Source organism: Streptomyces pyxinicus, from assembly GCF_024753135.1.
Lineage (GTDB): Bacteria > Actinomycetota > Actinomycetes > Streptomycetales > Streptomycetaceae > Streptomyces > Streptomyces pyxinicus.
The window spans coordinates 99,491-117,715 of record NZ_JANUGP010000023.1; the positions used below are offsets into that span (position 1 = coordinate 99,491).

Annotated in this window: 13 protein-coding genes; 3 read left to right on the plus strand and 10 right to left on the minus strand. The window is 71.8% G+C overall.

Annotated features, from left to right (window positions below):
* Both NX794_RS25930 and NX794_RS25935 read left to right on the plus strand, forming a co-directional pair.
* Positions 1–4,767: a putative T7SS-secreted protein gene (locus NX794_RS25930; protein WP_258781392.1), complete on the plus strand. Its 4,767-nt coding sequence runs from the start codon at positions 1–3 to the stop codon at positions 4,765–4,767.
* Between the two features lie 7 nt (positions 4,768–4,774).
* Entirely contained in the window at positions 4,775–5,533 is a 759-nt protein-coding gene (locus tag NX794_RS25935) for a hypothetical protein (protein ID WP_258781393.1), read from the plus strand.
* 355 nt (positions 5,534–5,888) lie between these two features.
* Here the strand turns inward: NX794_RS25935 and NX794_RS25940 are convergent, their stop codons facing one another.
* A complete protein-coding gene (locus NX794_RS25940; protein WP_258781395.1) occupies positions 5,889–6,788 on the minus strand; it encodes an NAD(P)-dependent oxidoreductase in 900 nt (299 codons plus the stop codon).
* 273 nt (positions 6,789–7,061) lie between these two features.
* Here NX794_RS25940 and NX794_RS25945 point away from each other — a divergent pair, with 273 nt between their 5' ends.
* Positions 7,062–9,344, plus strand: coding sequence for an ATP-binding protein (locus NX794_RS25945; RefSeq protein WP_258781396.1), 2,283 nt, complete (start codon positions 7,062–7,064; stop codon positions 9,342–9,344).
* Between the two features lie 166 nt (positions 9,345–9,510).
* Here the strand turns inward: NX794_RS25945 and NX794_RS25955 are convergent, their stop codons facing one another.
* From NX794_RS25955 to NX794_RS25995, 9 genes are all read right to left on the minus strand, one after another.
* The gene (locus NX794_RS25955; RefSeq protein ID WP_258781397.1) at positions 9,511–10,677 is read right to left on the minus strand and encodes an NAD(P)/FAD-dependent oxidoreductase; all 1,167 of its coding nucleotides are present in this window, start codon (positions 10,675–10,677) and stop codon (positions 9,511–9,513) included.
* 29 nt (positions 10,678–10,706) lie between these two features.
* On the minus strand, positions 10,707–10,901 hold the full coding sequence (locus tag NX794_RS25960) for a ferredoxin (protein ID WP_258781398.1): 195 nt from the start codon (positions 10,899–10,901) through the stop codon (positions 10,707–10,709).
* A 30-nt stretch (positions 10,902–10,931) separates the two neighbouring features.
* Positions 10,932–12,161 (minus strand): cytochrome P450, encoded by a 1,230-nt coding sequence (locus NX794_RS25965; RefSeq protein ID WP_258781399.1) that lies wholly within the window; start codon positions 12,159–12,161, stop codon positions 10,932–10,934.
* A gap of 195 nt (positions 12,162–12,356) precedes the next feature.
* Positions 12,357–12,557: a hypothetical protein gene (locus NX794_RS25970; protein WP_258781400.1), complete on the minus strand. Its 201-nt coding sequence runs from the start codon at positions 12,555–12,557 to the stop codon at positions 12,357–12,359.
* A gap of 90 nt (positions 12,558–12,647) precedes the next feature.
* Positions 12,648–13,274, minus strand: a complete 627-nt coding sequence (locus NX794_RS25975) for a DUF2637 domain-containing protein (RefSeq protein WP_258781401.1) — start codon at positions 13,272–13,274, stop codon at positions 12,648–12,650.
* A gap of 273 nt (positions 13,275–13,547) precedes the next feature.
* On the minus strand, positions 13,548–14,531 hold the full coding sequence (locus tag NX794_RS25980; RefSeq protein ID WP_258781402.1) for an Lrp/AsnC family transcriptional regulator: 984 nt from the start codon (positions 14,529–14,531) through the stop codon (positions 13,548–13,550).
* 124 nt (positions 14,532–14,655) lie between these two features.
* Positions 14,656–16,041: an aldehyde dehydrogenase family protein gene (locus NX794_RS25985; RefSeq protein WP_258781403.1), complete on the minus strand. Its 1,386-nt coding sequence runs from the start codon at positions 16,039–16,041 to the stop codon at positions 14,656–14,658.
* Positions 16,041–17,141: an acyl-CoA synthetase family protein gene (locus tag NX794_RS25990; RefSeq protein ID WP_258781404.1), complete on the minus strand. Its 1,101-nt coding sequence runs from the start codon at positions 17,139–17,141 to the stop codon at positions 16,041–16,043. Before NX794_RS25990 ends, NX794_RS25985 begins: the two co-directional genes overlap by 1 nt.
* Positions 17,142–17,183: 42 nt before the next feature.
* Positions 17,184–18,206 carry an MDR family NADP-dependent oxidoreductase gene (locus tag NX794_RS25995; protein WP_258781405.1) on the minus strand — a complete coding sequence of 341 codons (1,023 nt, stop codon included), beginning with the start codon at positions 18,204–18,206 and terminating at the stop codon, positions 17,184–17,186.
* Between the last annotated feature and the right edge of the window lie 19 nt (positions 18,207–18,225).

Genomic DNA, 18,225 nt, shown 5'->3' on the forward strand with positions numbered 1-18,225 from the left:
GTGGGCATCGGCGACTTCATCAGCGACATCACGCCCGACTCGATCGAGGACAAGATCGAGGACGGCGCCGAGTGGGTGGGCGACCGGGTCGAGGACGCGGGCAACTGGACCGCCGACCGGTTGCAGGACGTCGGCTGGGAATCCGGCGCCGACTGGGTGCGCGAGCAATCCCGTTCCGTCGCCAACCGGCTGGGCGCGGAGGTCGACGAGCTGGACCTCGGGCAGACCGAGGACAAGACCAAGCTGATCTACGGCAGCCCCGGCAAGATCAATTCTGTCGCCGCGAAGCTCCGCGCCTTCGAGTCGGCCTTCGACGAGACGGGCGACGGCCTCAGGGGACTCGACTCCTCCCGGCTCAAGGGCGAGGCGGCCGACGCGCTGCGCATCGCCACAGGCGAGCAGCCGCACAAGTGGTACAAGGCGGCTGACGCGTGCGTCAAGGCGATCGGCGCGCTGGAGGCGTTCGCCGACACGGTCACCTGGGCCCAGGGCCAGGCACAGACGGCGATCGACAAGTGGAAAGAGGGTGTCAAGGCGTCCCAGGACGCCGCCGACGCCCACCGTAGGACGGTCGACGCCTACAACAAGGCCGTCGACCGCTACAACGCCCAGCCCGCCGACAAACGCGACCCGTCCTCGCTCCCGCCCTGCCCCGCCGAGACGTTCGACGACCCTGGCAAGAAACTCATGAAAGACGCGCAGGACATCCTGGCCGAGGCACGCAAGCAGCGTAACTCGGCCGCGGAGACCGCGCGCTCAGCGGTACGCGCAGCCCGCGACATGGCCCCGAAGAAGCCGTCCTACGCCGAGCAGTTGCGCGACGGCTACGACGAACTCCAGATCATGCAGGACCACGTGGCCGGTGGCCTCGTCAAGGGCACCGCCGGGATCGTGAACTTCGTCCGCAGCGTCGACCCCATGGACCCGTACAACCTCACGCACCCGGCCGAGTACGCCACGTCCCTCAACAGCCTGGCCGCCGGCCTCCTGGTGGCCGCCAACGACCCCGTCGGCACCGGCACCCAGATGGTCAAGGACTTCATGAAGGACCCGGCCGAGGGCTTCGGCCGATTGATACCCGACATCGTGCTGACCGTCGCCACCGACGGCGGTGGCGCTGCGGTGAAGGGTGCGCGCGTCGCCGAGGACGCCTCCGAGGCCGCGAAGCTGCGCAGGCTCGTGGACGACACCCCGGAGGGCACCCACGGCCGCCCGGACCCGCACCGCACCAGCAAAGGCTCCGACCCGGTGGACCTCGCCACGGGCCGGATGTACCTGCCCCAGACCGATGTGGAGATCCCGGGGATCCTGCCGCTGGTCTTCACCCGGCGCACCGAGTCCGGTCTGGCGACCGGCCGCTTCCTCGGGCCGTCCTGGTCGTCCACGGTGGACGAGCGGCTGGAGGTCGACGCCGTCGGCGTCCTCCACGTCACCGCTGACGGCCTCCTGATCGCCTACCCGCATCCGGTCCCCGGCGATCCCACCCGGCCACGGTCGGGCGAAGCCCGCACGCTGCTCGCCCGGGACGCCGATGGCGGCTACGCGCTGACCGACCCCGACTCGGGCGTGGTCCGCCATTTCACGGCTCCCGAGGGGGCCGCACCCGGCGGTGACGGAACCGCCTGGCTGACCGGCATCACCGGACGCGGCGGCCACACCGTCACCGTGGACCGGGCCGACGACGGGCTGCCGCTGGCGCTCGTCCACTCGGCCGGTCACCAGGTGAGGCTGGCCACCGCCGACGGCCGTGTGACCGCCCTGTGGCTGGCGGGAGCCGACGAGAGCGGCGCGGACCAGCCTCTGATGGGCTACGGCTACGAGCAGGGCGATCTCACCAGCGTGATCAGGCCGTCCGGCGCCGTCACCACTTTCGCGTACGACGATCGCCACCGGGTCGTTGCCTGGACCGACTCCAACGGCCGTCGCTACGACTACGTGTACGACGACCGGGACCGCGTTGTCGCCGAGGGCGGCGAGGCCGGCCACGTCCAGATCACCTTGACGTACGGCGAACCGGACCCCACGACCGGCCACCGTACGACGGTCCTGACCACCGCCGACGGCCGCTCCACCCGGCATCTTGTCGGCCCCGGCTGCCGGATCGTGGCCACCACGGACGCCCTCGGCCACACCACCCGCTTCCGCCACGACCCGAGCGGCAACCTCCTGTCCCGCACCGACCCGCTCGGCGCCACCACCGCCTTCGGTTACGACGAGGGCGGCCGGCTGGTCTCCGTCGTCCGTCCGGACGGCACCGAACTGCGCGTCGTGCGCGACCCGTTCGGGTTGCCGGTGGAGGTGATTGGGCCGGACGGCGCTCGCACCGCCTACGGCTACGACGAACATGGCAACCACACGGCGCTCACTGATCCGGCCGGCCACACCACCCACATGTCCTACGACGACGCCGGACGGCTCACCGCGGTCATCGACGCCCTCGGAGACACAACCCGGGTGCTGTGCGACGCGGCGGGGCGGACCGTGGCGGTGACCGACCCGTCCGGCGCCACCACCCGCACCGAACGGGACAGGCACGGCCGTCCGGTCCGTGTGACCGACCCGACGGGCGGCGTCACCAGCCTGGAGTGGAACGCGGACGGTCAACTCGCCCGCCGCACCGGCCCGGACGGGGCGAGCGAGGCATGGACCTACGACGGCGAGGGCAACTGCACGGCCCACACCGACGCCGCCGGAGCCGTCACGCGCTACACATACACCCACTTCGACCTTCCGCTGGCCACCGTCCTTCCCGACGGCGGCCGTTACGAGTTCGAGCACGATGCCGACCTGCGCCTCACCCGGGTCACCGGCCCACAGGGCCTGAGCTGGACGTACGTGTACGACGCGGTCGGCAACATCGTCTCCGAGACCGACTTCGACGGACGTACCCTGACCTACCGCGTGGATGCCGCCGGCCGCCTCGCCGCCAGAACCGACGCCCTCGGCGGCACCGTCACCTTCGAGCGTGACCCACTCGGCCAGGTGCTGGGCAAGACCGTCGGCGGCCGGGTGACGACGTACGTGTACGACCGGGTGGGCCGCCTCCTGGAGGCGGTGGGGCCGGACAGCGAACTGCGGTACCAGTACGACCGCAACGGGCGCGTCAAGACGGAACTGGTGGACGGCCGCCCGATGCTCTACTCCTACGACACCCTGGGCCGGCGCGTCCGCCGGACCACCCCCACCGGGCACGTCACCTCCTACGCCTACGACTCCGACGGGAGTCCCGCACGGATGACCACCGGCGGTCGGCCGGTCGACTTCACCCACGACGCAGCCGGTCGCGAAGTGGCCCGCGCCTACAGTGACGCACTGACGATGACGTCGGCCTGGGACGAGGCCGGCCGGCTCGCCACGCAGCACATCACCGCCGGAACCCAGGCCGTCAACAGCCGTGCGTACAGCTACCGCGCCGACGGACACCTGCTCTCCATCGCGGACCGGCTCTCCGGGACCCGCACGTTCGACCTGGACCCGATGGGCCGGGTCACCGCCGTCCACGCCCCGGCCTGGACGGAGCAGTACGCGTACGACGACGTAGGCAACCAGATCTCGGCCGTCTGGCCGGACCGGCACCCGGGCGGCGAGGCCACCGGATCGCGCGCCTACAGCGGCACCGGCATCACCCGTGCCGGAGGCGTCCGTTTCGAACACGACGCGCTCGGCCGGGTCACTCTGCGGCAGAAGACCCGCCTGTCCCGGAAACCGGAAACCTGGCGCTACGCATGGGACATGGAGAACCGCCTCACCTCCGTCACCACCCCTGATGGCACCCGGTGGCGATACCGGTACGACCCGCTGGGGCGCCGTACCGCGAAGCAGCGTCTCGCGGCCGACGGTGAAAGCGCGGTCGAGGAGGTCCGCTTCACCTGGGACGGACTCACCCTCTGCGAGCAGACCAGCCACCGGCCGGACCTCCCGCACACGGTCGCGCTCACCTGGGACCATCGGGACATCGTGCCGCTGGCCCAGACCGAACGCATCCTGACGGCCGACAGCGGGCAGCAGGAGATCGACCGGCGGTTCTTCGCCATCGCCACCGACCTGATCGGCACACCCACCGAACTGATCGGCGAGACCGGCGAGATCGCCTGGCGCAGCCGCAGCACCCTCTGGGGCACCACTGCCTGGGCGCAGGACAGCAGCGCCTACACCCCGCTCCGTTTCCCCGGCCAGTACTACGACCCCGAGACCGGCCTCCACTACAACCTCTTCCGGCACTACGACCCCGAGACCGGTCGCTACACCTCCCCGGACCCGTTGGGTCTCGCCCCCGCACCCAGTCCCCTCGGCTACGTGGACAACCCCTGCACGGGATGCGACCCGCTGGGGCTGATGCCCAAGTACACGAAGGAGGAGAAGGCGCAGAAGCGGGTCGACAAGATCCTCGACGATGTCGCCGACAGGGCGCGGAACGGTGAGATGAACAAGCATGCGAAGTACCACGGGGACACGCGCCACGGTTTCACCGACGAACGGGTCCTGGAGATCCTCAAGGAACCCGACGCCGTGTACCAGTCATCGGGTCAGGCCGGGAACTTCATCTACCGGAAGGGCAACGACATCGCCGTGGTCTACGGGCCCGGTTCCAAGCAAGGCCAGCTCATCACGGCCTACGGGGAGTCAGGCATCAAGGGCGAGTCGGGGGCCAAGGCGCTCGGTGGCAGTGCGACGGACTCCGGAGCCCCGGTGACCCACGAGGACATCGTGCAGGGCAGGATTCCCACCGAGGACGGCTACCTCGCACCGGCGAAGCAGATCAGATGAGGCACGAATGACGATGACACTGTCCTTCGACGGCGGCTGGCGCGCGACGGTCACGGACGATCCGCTGCACATCACCCCCCGCTTCACAGGCAACTCCGTCGATGTCGTGCGGTACGCGGACGTGCAGGAGCGGGAGCGATTCCTCGTGGACACCTTCGGCAGCCAGGACCGGTTGTGGGACTCGCCTGACGTCCTGCGGTTCGACCCGGTCAGCCGGAAGCTGGTCGGGGCCGAGCTCCAGATGCCGTACGTCTCCGCGTCCGCCGAGACCTCGGTCCGTGTTCCGGTCATGCCCCCGGTGCGCCCGGGCGGGCTCCGGGCGGACGAGGTCCGGGACTTCCGGCACGAGATGTGCACGGTGCTGTGCCGCGCTCCCGGGGACACCGTGCTGACCTGCCTGCGCGACCTCGACGTGCTCGATGAGCCAGTGGAGGCCTGTGTCGGCATCGCCCCCGACGTGGCGCTCCTGGTACAGGACTCCACCGTCGTCGGCTGGCGTCTCTCCGACCCCGCACGGCACCTGACCACCCCGTACGGCGCCCCCGACCCCAGCCCCCCGTCGCCTGCGACCCGTCGGCTGCTGACCGAGTGCGTGGACCTGGTGACCACGCCGGTGGTCGACGACCTGGTGGACGGCGAGCCGGCCGCCCTGGCCCGCCTGCGGGCCGCCGACCAGGCCCTCCGCGCCCAGCGCGACGACCGGCGCCGCGCCGACGCCCTCCTCTCGCTCATCGGTACCCTGGTGGAGGACTACGGGAATCGGTGACCCGAGAGCGGTGACGGCGCTCCCAGCGGGCTGCCTCGTCATCGAGTGCGGCGGAGTTCCCGGCTCGATCCACCCCGGATCGCGCCGAGGCGGGTCCGGGGCCTGGTGCTCAGCCGTCAGCCCGGAGGCGGCGCAGGGCGTGCTCGGAGTCGTGATCGTCGGGCAGGTAGACCAGGAACTGGTGGCCGGGCTCGTCCGCAGCGGCCAGTTGGCCGGCAGCCACCACCGCTCAGGAGCACGACTACCGGCACCTGTTCCGGCCGGCGGCGCCCCTGACCGACGCCGCGGTGGTGGGCCGGGCGCGCTGCCGCTGAGAAGTGGGCCCCCGCGTCGGTCGCGCAGGTCCACCGGAAGGTCAGCCCTGCTTGAACGCCTCGACCAGGCTGGCCAGGCTGTGGCCGGCGTGGCCCTCGGCGACGCGCCGCTCGATCAGCGCCTGGATGGCGGCCGAGAAGTCACTGTCGACGCCGAGCTGCCTGCTCGTGGCCACCAGGTGCTCGATCGCGGCCTTGTTCACGCCGAGGCTGGAAACCTCGGTCGCGAAGTTCCCCGAGTCGATCTCCTGGGCGCTCCGCGGGATCGCCGGGGTGATGACGTGCTCGATCCAGGTCAGGGCGAACGGCGTGAACGCCTCCGCCGAGACACCGGCCGACTGGACGAGGGCCACGGCGTGGAAGTACCCCGCGAGGCTCGACCACAGCAGCGACAGCAGACCGAGGTCGTAGATCATCGCGGCACCGGTGTCCGCGCCCAGGTACACATTGCTGCCCGCGAGCGGCTTCAGCAGTTCCTCCTGCTCGGCGAACACCTCCTGCGCACCGGCGTAGAAGACCATCGCCTGGGGCAGGCCGATCATCTGCGGGACGGCCATGATGGTGCCGTCCAGGTAGCGCACCCCGTGCTGCTCGGCCCAGCCGGCGAGGGCGCGGGCGTCCTCGGGGGTGCCGGAGGTCAGGTTGACGATCGTCTTGCCCTTGAGTTCGGCCGCGGCACCGCCGATCAGCTCGTTCAGCACCTCGTACGTGGAGACGCACGCCACGATGACCGGGCTGGCCTCGATCGCCTGCCGGATGCCGGCCGTGAAGACCGCGCCCTGCTCGACGAGCGCGTCCGCCTTGCCGGCGGAACGGTTCCACACGGTGGTCGCGTTGCCGTTCTTCACAAAGGCGGTGGCCAGTGCTGTGCCCATCATGCCCAGACCGAGGACGGTCACCGGGCCCTGGTTCGTGTTCGACGTGTTCGACGTGTTCGACATGAACGTGTTCCTCATTTCTCTACTCGCGTCGATCGGAATCAAGTTCCGTTTTCGGGGCCCGAACAAAGCAGAACAGGGACCGGGCCATACGCGGCCACCGAGCGCCCACCGGACGGTAATCCGCCGCTCCGCGGCGGTTTCCCGACCCGTGGGGGCACGGTGTCGGTTCCCCCTCTTAGTACCCTTGGCCGTGTTCCCGGCGTCCAGAGGGGTGAGCCCTGCGCCGCACGTCAACGCTGCTGAGGGACTATGTGGTTCAGGATGTTAGGGCTGTTGGAAGTCATATCCGGCGGGCAGTCCATCTCCCTCGGGGGCATCAAACAGCGGGCGACGCTCGGATACCTCCTTCTCCACTCCAACCAGACGGTCCCGACCAGCGGACTGCTGAAGGCTTTGTGGAGCGTCGAAGAGGCTCCGCTGACCGCGCGCAAGATTCTCCAGAACTCCGTCTGGAGCCTGCGCCGCAAACTCGTCAGCGGTGCGGGAGCTGACACACCCGTGACGCTGCGCACCCAGCCTCCCGGCTATGTCCTGGACGTCGCCCCCGACCGCGTGGATCTGCACCTGTTCCATCAGCGCGTGCGCGAGGGGCGGTCCCGGCTGGAGGCGGGTGAGCCCGGCGCGGCGGCGACACTGATCTCCGGCGCCCTGGAGCTGTGGCGCGGCCCGGCTCTCGCGGACCTGACCGAAGCGGGCGTGCTGTGGCCCGAGTTGACCGCCCTCCAGGGCATGCGGCTGGACGTCCTTGAGGACCTCTTCGAAGCCCAGCTCGCCTGCGGGCGCCACTACGCGGTGCTCGGCGAGCTGGAGTCGCTGGTGGAGAACGAGCCGCTGCGCGAGCGCGCCTGCGGCCAGCTGATGCGCGCCCTCTACCGCTGCGGACGCCAGTCGGACGCGCTCGGCGTGTTCAGCCGGCTGCGGGCCCGGCTGGTCGGGGGACAGGGTCTCGAACCCAGCCGGGAACTCCAGCGACTCCAGCAGGCGATCCTCACCCACGACCCCGCCCTTCATGCCGGCCAGGCGGGCGTCCTGCCCACCCCTGTCCCGTCTCTGGCGCTCGCCGAGTCCCCGTTCCGGCCGCGCACCGCCGGCCCCCTGTCCGCCAGCCGGTCTCCGGCCTCGCCCACGCGCCGGGCGCCTGTCCAGGGTCCGGGGCCCGGCCCCCAGCGCCCGGCCCTGCGCGCGGTCCTCGCCGCCCCCGCTACCCGGCCGGCATCCCAAGTGCCGGTCCCCGTCAGCGGCTCGGCGCCACAGGGCATCACGGCGACACACCACGCCGCCCCCGCCCGGGACCTGCCGACGGCGGACGCCGGCACCCCCACCGCCGCCTCCGCGGTGCGCCGCGAGGCCAGCCTCCTGCTGGTACGGGCCGAACCCGACCCCGCCGCGACCGACCCCGGCGAACTCGACACCGTGATGGACGGGGTGGGCACACTGGTCCACCAGGAGATCGAGCGCTGCGGCGGTACGGTCGTCTCCTCGCTGCACGCGCTCACCCTCGCCCTGTTCCCGGCGGCCCCGGACGACACCGGACACCCGCTGCGCGCGGCCCGCGCCGCCGTCGCGTTGCGCACAGCCCTCGCTCCGCCCGGGGCGGGCGTCCCCGTCTCCGCCCGCACGGAGCTGCGTACGGCCGTCGCGACGGGCGCCGTGCTGGTGAGCCGGTCGCTCGGCGGCGGCCGGCCGCCCCGGGTCTACGGCGCCACGGTGAAGGAGTGCGAGGCGCTGCTGGCCCTGGCGGCCTCGGACGGCACCCATGTCTGCGACCGCACGCGGGAGGAGACCAGGGAGCACTTCGCGTACGAGGAGATCCCGGGCACGCCCGCCCGCTGGAAGCTGCTCGGACCCGTCGAGCCCGACACCACCGCCGACGAAGATGCCCACAACCGCGAACTCGACCTGCTTCAGGGCGTGATGACCCACAGCAGCCGCTGGTCGCAGCCGCACCTGATCACCGTACTGAGCACCGAGGAAGCCCCCCGCCGCGCGATGCTCGCCAGACTGGAGGACTTCGCCACCTCGGCGCCGGCCGGCGCCCGGGTGCTGACCTGGGACAGCCGCGACGCCGTCGAGTCGGGCCCCTTCGGCCTGCACCGCAGGATCATCTCCAGGTTCGCGGGCCTGTCGGAGTCCGACCCGCCCTGGGCGGTCCGCCGCAAGGTCGGCGCCGCCGTCCAGCGGCTCGACGCCGGCGAGAGCTGCATCAACTGGCTGGTCGACCGCTGTGCTTCCATCCTGGAGACCTCGAACCCCGCACCCGAGCGCTTCGACGCCGACGAGTGGCGCGATGTCTGGCGGTACTTCCTGGAAGCGGTCGCCCATGACGGCCCGATCGTCCTGATCATCGACGACCTGCACCGCGAGGACACGGCCACCAGGGAACTCGTCGGCCTCCTCGCCCGCCTCCCCGGCCGCATCCCCCTCACGGTCGTCGCAGCCGCCGAACCGGAACTCCTCCGCCACCCCGACTGGTCCTCCGACCGCCGCTCCGCGACCACAGTCCTCCTCGACAGGCCATCCGACGACGAACTGACCTGCACGGAGAACGCCTGTTAGGCCGTCCGCACTCGGGGGCGACCGCGACTCCAAGGACGTGACCCGCCCCGACTTCGCGGTCGGACAGAGCGGTTGGGCGCGGTTCGTGCGGCACGCGGCCCGGGGCTGAGGCGAGCATGAGGTGTGCCGGTGGCTCCGACCGACGGAGCCGCCGGCACACCCTGGGTCAGAAGGCGTCCCGCCACTCCGTCCCCGTCGCGATGGCCGTGCGCCACGGGCGCAGGGCGCGTGGCGGCATGCCCAGGGACAAGGCGCCGGTGACGACGCGCCCGGTGCGGTAGGCGACGAGGAAGCGGCCGTCGGCCGGGTCGCCGTCGATCAGGCGGGCCTCCTCGTGGCCGCGGAGGTGGCCGAAGGCCTGGATGCGGGTGTCGTACTGGTCGGACCAGAAGTAGGGCACGGGTGTGAAGGGCTTGCGCTGCCCGGGGTCGAGGAGGTTGCGGGCGGCGGCCATGGCCTGTTCGGCGGCGTTGGTGCGGTGCTCGACACGCATCGCCGTGCCGAAGAGCGGGTTGAACCAGCGGGCCACGTCTCCCGCGGCGTAGACACCGGGCGCGGCGGCGCTGTACTCGTCGCATCCCACGCCGTCGGTCAGGTCCAGCCCGCTGCCGCGCAGCCACTCGGTGTTGGGGTGGGAGCCGACGGCCACCAGGATGTCGTCCGCCGGGACGGTCGTTCCGTCACTCAGCCGGACACCGGTGGCGTGGCCGGCGGTCGTCGTCGTGATGCCGGTGACCTTCGTGGCCGTCCGCACGTCCACGCCGTGGTCGCGGTGCAGTCGTGTCAGATGCGTACCCACCTGCTCGCCCACCGCGTGCGCGAGGGGGACGGGCGCGGGCTCGACCAGGGTGACGGCCATGCCCAGGGAGCGGGCGGCGCCGGCCGCCTCGGCGCCGAGGAACCCGGCGCCGACCACGACGAGCCGGCCGCCGGCGGCCAGCCGGTCGCGCAGGGCGAGGGCGTCGTCCAGGTCGCGCAGCACGTGCACCCCCGGGGTGCCGCACCACGGCAGGCGGCGCGGCCGGACCCCGGTGGCGATGACCAGGCCGTCGTAGGGGAGTTCGGTGCCGTCGGTGAGCGTCACGGTGCGGGTGGAGGTACAGAGGGCGCTCGCGGGGGTGCCGAGCCGGAGGTCCAGGCCGAGGGCGGCCAGGTCGGCGGGGCGGCGCAGCGTGACCTGTTCGGGTTGCCAGGCGCCGGTGAGGAGTTGCTTGGACAGGGGCGGGCGGTCGTAGGGGAGGTGCCGTTCCCGGCCGACGAGGGTCAGGGTGCCGTCGAAGCCCTGGCGGCGCAGGGTCTCGGCGGCCGACAGACCGGCCACCGAGGCCCCCACGACCACCACCCTGCGCGGGGGACCGGCCGTCACTCCCGCACCAGCCGGATCGCCGCGGCGGGACAGATGGCCACCGCCTCGCGCACACCGTCGTGCTGGTCCGGTTCGGGGTGGTCGGCCAGCATCTCCACGATGCCGTCGTCGTCCTGGTCGAAGACCTCGGGAGCCGCCAGGACGCACTGTCCGGACGCCACGCACCTGGGCTGGTCGACTTCCACGCGCATGCGGTTCTCTCCGTTCGTCGTTTCCGGGTGCTACCAGGTGACGGGCAGCTCGTGGACGCCGTAGATCAGGCCGTCGTGTTTGAACGGCAACCCGTCCACGTCAGCGGCCAGTTGGAGGGTGGGGATGCGGTGGTACAGGGTGCTGTACACGACCTGGAGTTCCACGCGGGCCAAGGGCTGGCCGAGGCACTGGTGGACGCCGAAGCCGAAGGCGACGTGCCGGCGGGCGTCGCGGGTGAGGTCGAGCCGGTCGGGGTCGGGGAAGGCCTCGGGGTCGCGGTTGGCGATGTCGCCGGCGACGATGATCCCGTCACCGGCGCGGATGACCTCGCCGCCGATCTCGATGTCCTCCAGGGCGACGCGGCGGCGCCCGGAGTGGACGATGGTCAGGTAGCGCAGCAGCTCCTCCACCGCGCCGGCCACCACCTTGGGGTCCTCGGCGTCGCGCAGCAGGGCGAGCTGGTCCGGGTTCTCCAGCAGCGCGAGCGTACCGAGCGCGATCATGTTCGCCGTCGTCTCGTGGCCCGCGCTGAGCAGCAGCACGCCCATCTGGGCCGCCTCCCGCCGGGTCAGCTCACCGGTGTTCACCCGCTCCGCGGCGAGCCTGGAGAGCAGGTCGTCCGCGGGGTGGGCCCGCTTGACGGTCAGCAGGTCGTCCAGGTACTCGGTGAGGGCCTGCTGCGCCGTGACCACCTCCTCGGGCGTGGCGCTGCGGCTGACGATGACCCGGGTGTTGCGCTGGAACAGGTCGTGGTCCTCGTACGGCACCCCGAGCAGCGCGCAGATGACCAGGCTGGGCAGCGGCAGCGCGAACGCCTCGACCAGGTCGGCCGGTTTCGGCCCGGCGAGCAGCGCGTCGATCAGGTCGTCGGTGGTCCGCTGGACCGCCGGGCGCAGCGCCTCGACCTTCCTGATCGCGAAGGGCGCCGTCACCATCCGGCGCAGCCGGGCGTGTTCCGGGTCGTCCATGACGAGGAACGTACGGCGGACCCGGCTGCTCGCCTGGGTTCCGGGCGAGCTGTGGGGATAGCCCGGGCGGGTCGCGTCGGCGCTGATGCGCGGGTCGCCCAGCAGCGCGCGCATCTGGTCGTGGCGGGTGACCAGCCACGCGGTGCTGCCGTCCCAGATCCGCACCCGGGAGACGGGTCGTTCGGCCTGGAGCGCACGTAGGGCGGGGGGCGGATCGAAGGGGCATCCGGCCGCCCTCGGCGAGGGGTACTCGTGCGCTGCGGTCGACGTGTCCGGCAGGGTCTCGGTCATGCCAGCCTCCTCGGCGGGAGTGGTCACCCCACACCCCTCACGGTGTTGGGTGCTTCAGGCAACTTTATGGACCGAGCGTGGCGGATCAATGGGGCCCGGGCGTTCGCGGATGCTATTCGGCCAGGTGTGAGCGGGCGGAACGTCCGCTCTGCGCCCGATACGCGTGGCCCCCGCGTCCGGCGGCCGGCCGTGCCCTCAGAGGTCGGCCGGCCAGGGCGGCCGGCCCGTCAGCCGGTCCCACTCCGCGTCCGGCAGGCCGGGCACCGTCAGGCCGAACGCCTGCCAGCAGTCGGCGAGTTCGGTGAAGATCGGCTCCGGGTCCACGGTCTGCCGCAGCGCTCTGCCGCGCCACTCGGTCCTGGGCGCGGGCATCAGTCCGGCGGCCGGCACGGTCATGTGACGGTCGTGGGAAAACCCGTCGGAAAAATAGGTCTTCATCATGGCTGCGTGCACATATCTCTTGGGTGGTGAAGTGCGGTGGCGCGTCTACTCGTGACTCGCCGCATGGCGGGGCTTTGCCGTCTTGGAGGAGACTTGGCCGACAATTTCCCAGAAACACACCAGTGACGTGACCGGGGGAATGCCGAAAATGATAAGGGAGATCAGGGAATGCGGGGCGTGGCTGACGCACAGGCCGACCGCCATCACGGAAGCACCCAGGAGCACGCCCCAGGATCTGCGCGCCTTCCGCCCCTGGACGGCCGCCCGCAAAATGGAGAGCGCAGCCACCAGCCAGGGGCCGTACACGGTCAGCGGCCACCAGCGGGCCACTTCGGCCGGCAGCACCGAGGAAGCGGTCGCGCGCAGTTGGACGTAGGCGTAGGAGAACGACCACCCCAGCATGCAGACCGCGCAGACCGAGATCAGCGCGACCAGGACCGCCACCTGGATCCTGCGCTGACCGGCGTGCGGACAGCCGGAGTCCTCGCGCGGCCGGCGCCGGCTCTTGCGGTGGCTCGACCGGCCCTGGGCGGGGCGCGGCCCGGGGATGGTGGCCGACGCCTGCGACAGCAGCCGGGCCAGCTCCTCCGCCGGGTCCCACTGCGCGTCGATCGTATGGAAATCCGGGCCGAAGGAGAGATCCTCGTCCTGGAGCCTGTCCGTCCCGTCCATCACTGTTTCCCCGTAATCCCTACAGTCCGGCCATGGTTCGGAAGTACTCCCTTTCCAGCTGACTGATTCTTCTCAGAAAATCGACCAGGAGATCCGAGCAGTCGGTGACGGACATACGATCTTCGCCACTCTCCACGCGGAAGTGCGAGACCGGGCGCGGCGTCTCGGGGATGCGCTTTTCGCTGTGTGTCACGTCCGCCTAACGACCCTGTGAAAGCACGTGGCTATGGGTTGTTCGGGTGTTTCCGCGCCTCGAAAGAGGTACGTGGTCACTCACCTCAGGGTGCCCACCGCTTTGAGTGTCCGCAGTACCGGTGCCGTCTCCAGGGTGCGGATGGCCTTGACCGAGCCCAGACCATGGGTGAGGTAGTGGTAAAGGGCTGTCGTGTCCCTGCACAGAGCGTGCGCCACCAGGTTGGTCGGGCCGGTGGTGTGGGCGACGAAGGCCAGTTCGTCATGCCCGGCCAGGGTCGTGGCGACCTCGTCGAGATGAGCCGGGGCGACCGCCATCCACACCAGGACCCGGACACTGCCGCCCAGCAGCGCCGGATCGATCTCGATGTCGAAGAAGATCGCTCCGCAGGCGCGCAGTTGGTCCAGTCGGCGCGAGACCGTCGCGGGTGACCAGCCGGTTCCGGAGGCGAGTTCCCCGAGTCCCGCCCGGCCGTCCCGGCGCAGCGCCTCCATCAACGCGTGGTCGGCGGGCGACAGGTGCACGGGGCGCCTGCGGGCCGGGGGCGGCATGCCGTCGTACCCGGCGAACGCCGCCGCGCCCAGCATCCGTTGCTGCCGGGCCGTGAGCGCGTTGGCGCTCATCCGCCACGGGGTGCGCCAGCCGAGGTAGGTGTGCAGCAGATGGTGCGCGGAGACGGCGGTGAGGCCGACACTGGGCGGCAACTCGCGCAGCAGCAGAGAGTGGCCGTGTGCCATGCCCAGCGGGGTTTCCAGTACGGCGACGATCTCGGTGCCCCCACCGGTCAGGTACACCCATGAGGTGTCCGGCCGGCGCACCAGCGCGTGCGCGAGGTCGAGGGCGGTCTCCGGGCCGGCCGTCAGCCGTAGCAGCCACTGCTCCTGCCCGGTCAGCTGCGGATCAGGCAGACCCACCACGCGCAGCGCCGCGTCGTCGCGCAGCCTCTCGTAGCGGCGGGAGACCGTCTGCGGGGAGACCGCCAGCACGCCGGCCAACTGGGTGAAGGAGGCGCGGCCGTCGATGTGCAGCGCGTGGATCAGGGCGCGGTCGATTCCGTCGAGCATGCGCACACCATCCTTCGGGCCCCCGTGCGGCGGGGGCGGACACGGCCGCCGACGGGGAGAACCGTCCCGTGAGGTTCTCCCCGTCAGCGGGGCGGTGCGCACGCACCGCCTCGGGCGGGTTCGGTCAGTCCCTGATCACCGACTTGCAGCGCATCAGGAACTCGGCGAGATAGCCGTCGTGGGGCAGCCCGGACCGCATCCGGTGGGTGGGCTGGTCGCCGACGTACACATTGCCGATCGTCGGCTCCTGGACCAGGGCGGCCACCAGGGCGTCGTCGTGCGTGAGCGCCGTCAGCACCAGGCTGTCGCGCAGCGGTCCGAGGCCCGCCTCGCGCGTCCAGGGCGCCACCCACACGCAGGGGAACGGCAGCTCGACGGCGGACTGCGGGGCCTCGGGGCTGTCCAGCTGGTGCACGGCGGCACGCAATGCGGCGCTGCCGTCGCCGACTTCGCCGAGCACCTGCTCGCCGCCCAGCCACGCCCTGGTGCCGGTCGCCCGGTGCAGCAGATGCGCCTGCAACGCCTTGGCCGTGGCCAGCGGCTGGACCGGGAAGACCGCCGCCGGGTCCTCGGGGGGCAGGCTCGGTACGGCGGCCAGTCGCTCGGCCAGCGCCGCGCACAACGGGCCGGGGTCGCCCTCCACGAACACGGCCGTCGTGTTGACGCACCCCGTGCCGCCGTGGCCGCTCACCGAATCGACGATCACGTCCAGGTGCGCGCGCCAGTCGACGTCCCCGGTGATCAGGATCTTCGACCGGCCGGGGCCCTGTGGCAGCACCGACGGGTCGCCGGCGTACCTGCGCACCACGTCCTCACCCCCGTACACGAGCCCGAGGTCGGCGCCGCGCAGCAGCGCGTCGGCGGTACCGTGGTCGGTGGGCAGCAGCGCCACCTGGTCGTTGCCGAAGCCCGCCGCACGCAGCGCGGTGACCAGCCGGTGCGGGGTGAACGGCTCGCGCCGCGAGGGGCGTACCGCGACCCGGTAGCCCAGCGCGAGCGCCTCCGGCCACAGGCTGTGCTGACCTGGGTGGTTGCCCGCCGCGTGGACCGCGAACACGCTTCCGCGCCGCACCCACACGGCCCGACCCGCGCGGGTCAGCGGATCGTCCCACCGGTGCACCGCCCCCGTCGGCCGCGCCTGTTCCACCGCGTGCTGGACCTCGCGCAGCCGCGCCGCGATGGCCGCCATCGTGCTTCGTACGACGGAGATCGGCGTCCCGCCCACCCGGCTGACCCCGAGCGCGTACTCGTCGGGCGTCAGGCCGTTCAGCTCGGCCGTCGCGAAGAGCCCGGCCGCCCGGCCGATCATGCCGATCCGCTCGTCGTGCCCGGGGACGGCGGCCCGGCGCAGGGCCTTCAGCGTCCGGTCGACGAACAGGGGCGGTACCAGGCTGAGTTCGGCGTACTCACGGCCCGCGACATCGGTCACCGCCAGCCGGTTGCGGGCCCGGTAGGGCCCCAGGGCGCCCAGGGCGTCCAGCCGGACCGCGTCGGGGCGGGGCCGGGCCATCAGTAGACACCCTCGATGACGGTCTCGTTCTCGAACGTGGTCACCGGCGCGATGTCCGCCACCGCGTCCCCGGCGTGCCCCGCCGGCGGTTCGACCCGGGTGGCCAGGTCCCGTTCCAGGTTGTTGGGGAGGAAGAACGCCTTGCTGACGTGATGGACCAGGACCCGCCCCCGCTCGCCGTATCCCACCGGGAGCCGAGTCGCCGGGTCGACCACCCGGAAGGTCACGTACGGGCTGTACGGGTCGAAGACGCAGCCCGCCTCCTCGGGCAGGTCCGGACGCTCGCCGGCGAAGCCGAGGATCATCGTGGAGCCGTAGTTGCCGCACAGGACCGTGTCCGGGAAGATCTCGGTCTTGTACAAGTGCCGTGAGTCGGGATCCAGTTGGGTGCCGCCCCAACGGATTGCCCGCACCCTGGAGTTGACCAGGTCGGCCAGGTCCTCGCGGCGGGCCAGCCGTTCGAGCAGCGGGGGAGTGATGGTCAGGACCCCGATGTCCTGGGTGCGCAGCACGAACGCGGCCTGGTCCACGATGTGTTCGGCGTACGCGTCGGCGTCCGCCCGGCGCCCGGCGGCGATCAGCTTCTTCACCCAGCGCGGGTCGAGGTCGAGCGTGAAACCCTGGCGGCCGTGGGTCGCCGCCGAGCGCCGGAAGTACTCGCCCACGATGTGCGGTCCGGTCGGCACCAGCCCGAGCCAGTCCGCGCCGCGCGGGAAGCCGTGCGCGTCGAGGTTGAGGTTGCTCCAGTGAAGCATCCGCTCCAGCCAGTCCCGCAGCAGGACGACCCGCTTGGGCGCCCCGGTCGTCCCACCGCTCTCGAACACCCCCACCACGTCCGGACCGGAGCCGTAACCGCGGGGTATCAGGTCCCGCGCGGGGACGTCCCGCAGCTCGGCCGTCACATCGGGGAAGAGCGTCAGGTCGTCGTGGGTTCTGACGTCGGTCAGAGGGTCGAAGGGCAGGCTCCCGGCCCGCTCCAGCCAGAACGGCGAACCCGTGTCCGGACCGAAGTGCCAGCGCATGGCCGCGCGGATCAGCTCGTCCGGCTCCGGCCGGACGCCCGGGGGCAGGTCGAGGACGTCGAGTGCGGACTGTGGCATGAGGACTCCTGACGGGGGTCGGTGGTACTGCGGGCGCGCGGGTCACAGCTCGACGACGACGGCGCCGATGTGCCGTCCCTCGATCACCTCCAGCAGGGTGCGCGGGGCGTTCTCGATGCCCTTGACCCGCACATGCGGGAAGGAGATCTCCCCGGCCCGCAGCCAGGCCCCGAAGCGCTCGGTCCACTCGTCCTTGTCGTCGAAGTCGTCGGAGCTGAAGCCGCGCATCTCGATCCGTTTGTGGATCAGTGGCAGCGAGTCCAGCACGACGGGCGCCGTGGTCCCGGTGCCCTCCGCGGCCAACTGCCCGGACAGCGCTCCGATCAGCACGAACCGGGCACCGGGCCGCGCCGCCGCCACGGCCGCGGCCAGCTGTTCACCGCCGACGTTGTCGAAGAACACGTCGATGCCCTCAGGCGCCGCCGTCGCGAGCTGCTCCACCAGCCGTCCCTCGCCACGGACCACCACGTCGTCGTAGCCGATCTCGGTGCGCAGCCGTTCGGCCTTCTCCCGCGAACCGGCGCTGGCGATGACCCGTCCGGCTCCCAGCCGACGGGCGATCAGGCCGGCCATCGAGCCGATGCCACTGCCGCCCGCGGAGACGAACACCGTGTCGCCGGGCCGGAGCGTGGCCCCCCGGGTGAGCGCCGCGTACGCCGTCCAGCCCTGCTGCAGATGGGCGGCCGGGTCGGGCAGCGCCGCGGGGTCGAGCCGGACGCACTCGGCGACGGGTACGACGGCGTACTCCCGCCAGCCCAGCCAGTGCGAGACCAGGTCACCGGGAACGAACCCGCTGTCCTCGGGGGCCTCGACGATCTCGCCGACCGCCGCGCCGACCAGCGTGTCCCCGGGGCGCAGTACCGGGAACGGGGTGTCCTGGGTGGCGCCCGCGATCAGGATCCGCAGGGTGGCGAAGACATGGAAGAACAGGTTGCGCACCAGCACTTCGCCCCGCGCGGGCGCGCCGACCGGTGTCTCGACGACACCGAGGTGCTCCGGCCCGGGCAGCCCCGCGGGCTTGGCGAGCAGGCGGACTTCTCTCTGGGTGGCGGGCAGGTCGGTCATCCACGCTCCTGAACAGGCC

What these genes read in the sequence shown, in the direction of transcription:
- NX794_RS25980 (WP_258781402.1), bottom strand. Translation starts at nt 14,531, where the DNA reads ATGCTCGACGGAATCGACCGCGCCCTGATCCACGCGCTGCACATCGAC.
- NX794_RS25995 (WP_258781405.1), bottom strand. Translation starts at nt 18,206, where the DNA reads ATGACCGACCTGCCCGCCACCCAGAGAGAAGTCCGCCTGCTCGCCAAG.
- NX794_RS25965 (WP_258781399.1), bottom strand. Translation starts at nt 12,161, where the DNA reads ATGACCGAGACCCTGCCGGACACGTCGACCGCAGCGCACGAGTACCCC.
- NX794_RS25970 (WP_258781400.1), bottom strand. Translation starts at nt 12,557, where the DNA reads ATGACCGTGCCGGCCGCCGGACTGATGCCCGCGCCCAGGACCGAGTGG.
- NX794_RS25960 (WP_258781398.1), bottom strand. Translation starts at nt 10,901, where the DNA reads ATGCGCGTGGAAGTCGACCAGCCCAGGTGCGTGGCGTCCGGACAGTGC.
- NX794_RS25985 (WP_258781403.1), bottom strand. Translation starts at nt 16,041, where the DNA reads ATGGCCCGGCCCCGCCCCGACGCGGTCCGGCTGGACGCCCTGGGCGCC.
- NX794_RS25990 (WP_258781404.1), bottom strand. Translation starts at nt 17,141, where the DNA reads ATGCCACAGTCCGCACTCGACGTCCTCGACCTGCCCCCGGGCGTCCGG.
- NX794_RS25975 (WP_258781401.1), bottom strand. Translation starts at nt 13,274, where the DNA reads ATGGACGGGACGGACAGGCTCCAGGACGAGGATCTCTCCTTCGGCCCG.
- NX794_RS25940 (WP_258781395.1), bottom strand. Translation starts at nt 6,788, where the DNA reads ATGTCGAACACGTCGAACACGTCGAACACGAACCAGGGCCCGGTGACC.
- NX794_RS25935 (WP_258781393.1), top strand. Translation starts at nt 4,775, where the DNA reads ATGACGATGACACTGTCCTTCGACGGCGGCTGGCGCGCGACGGTCACG.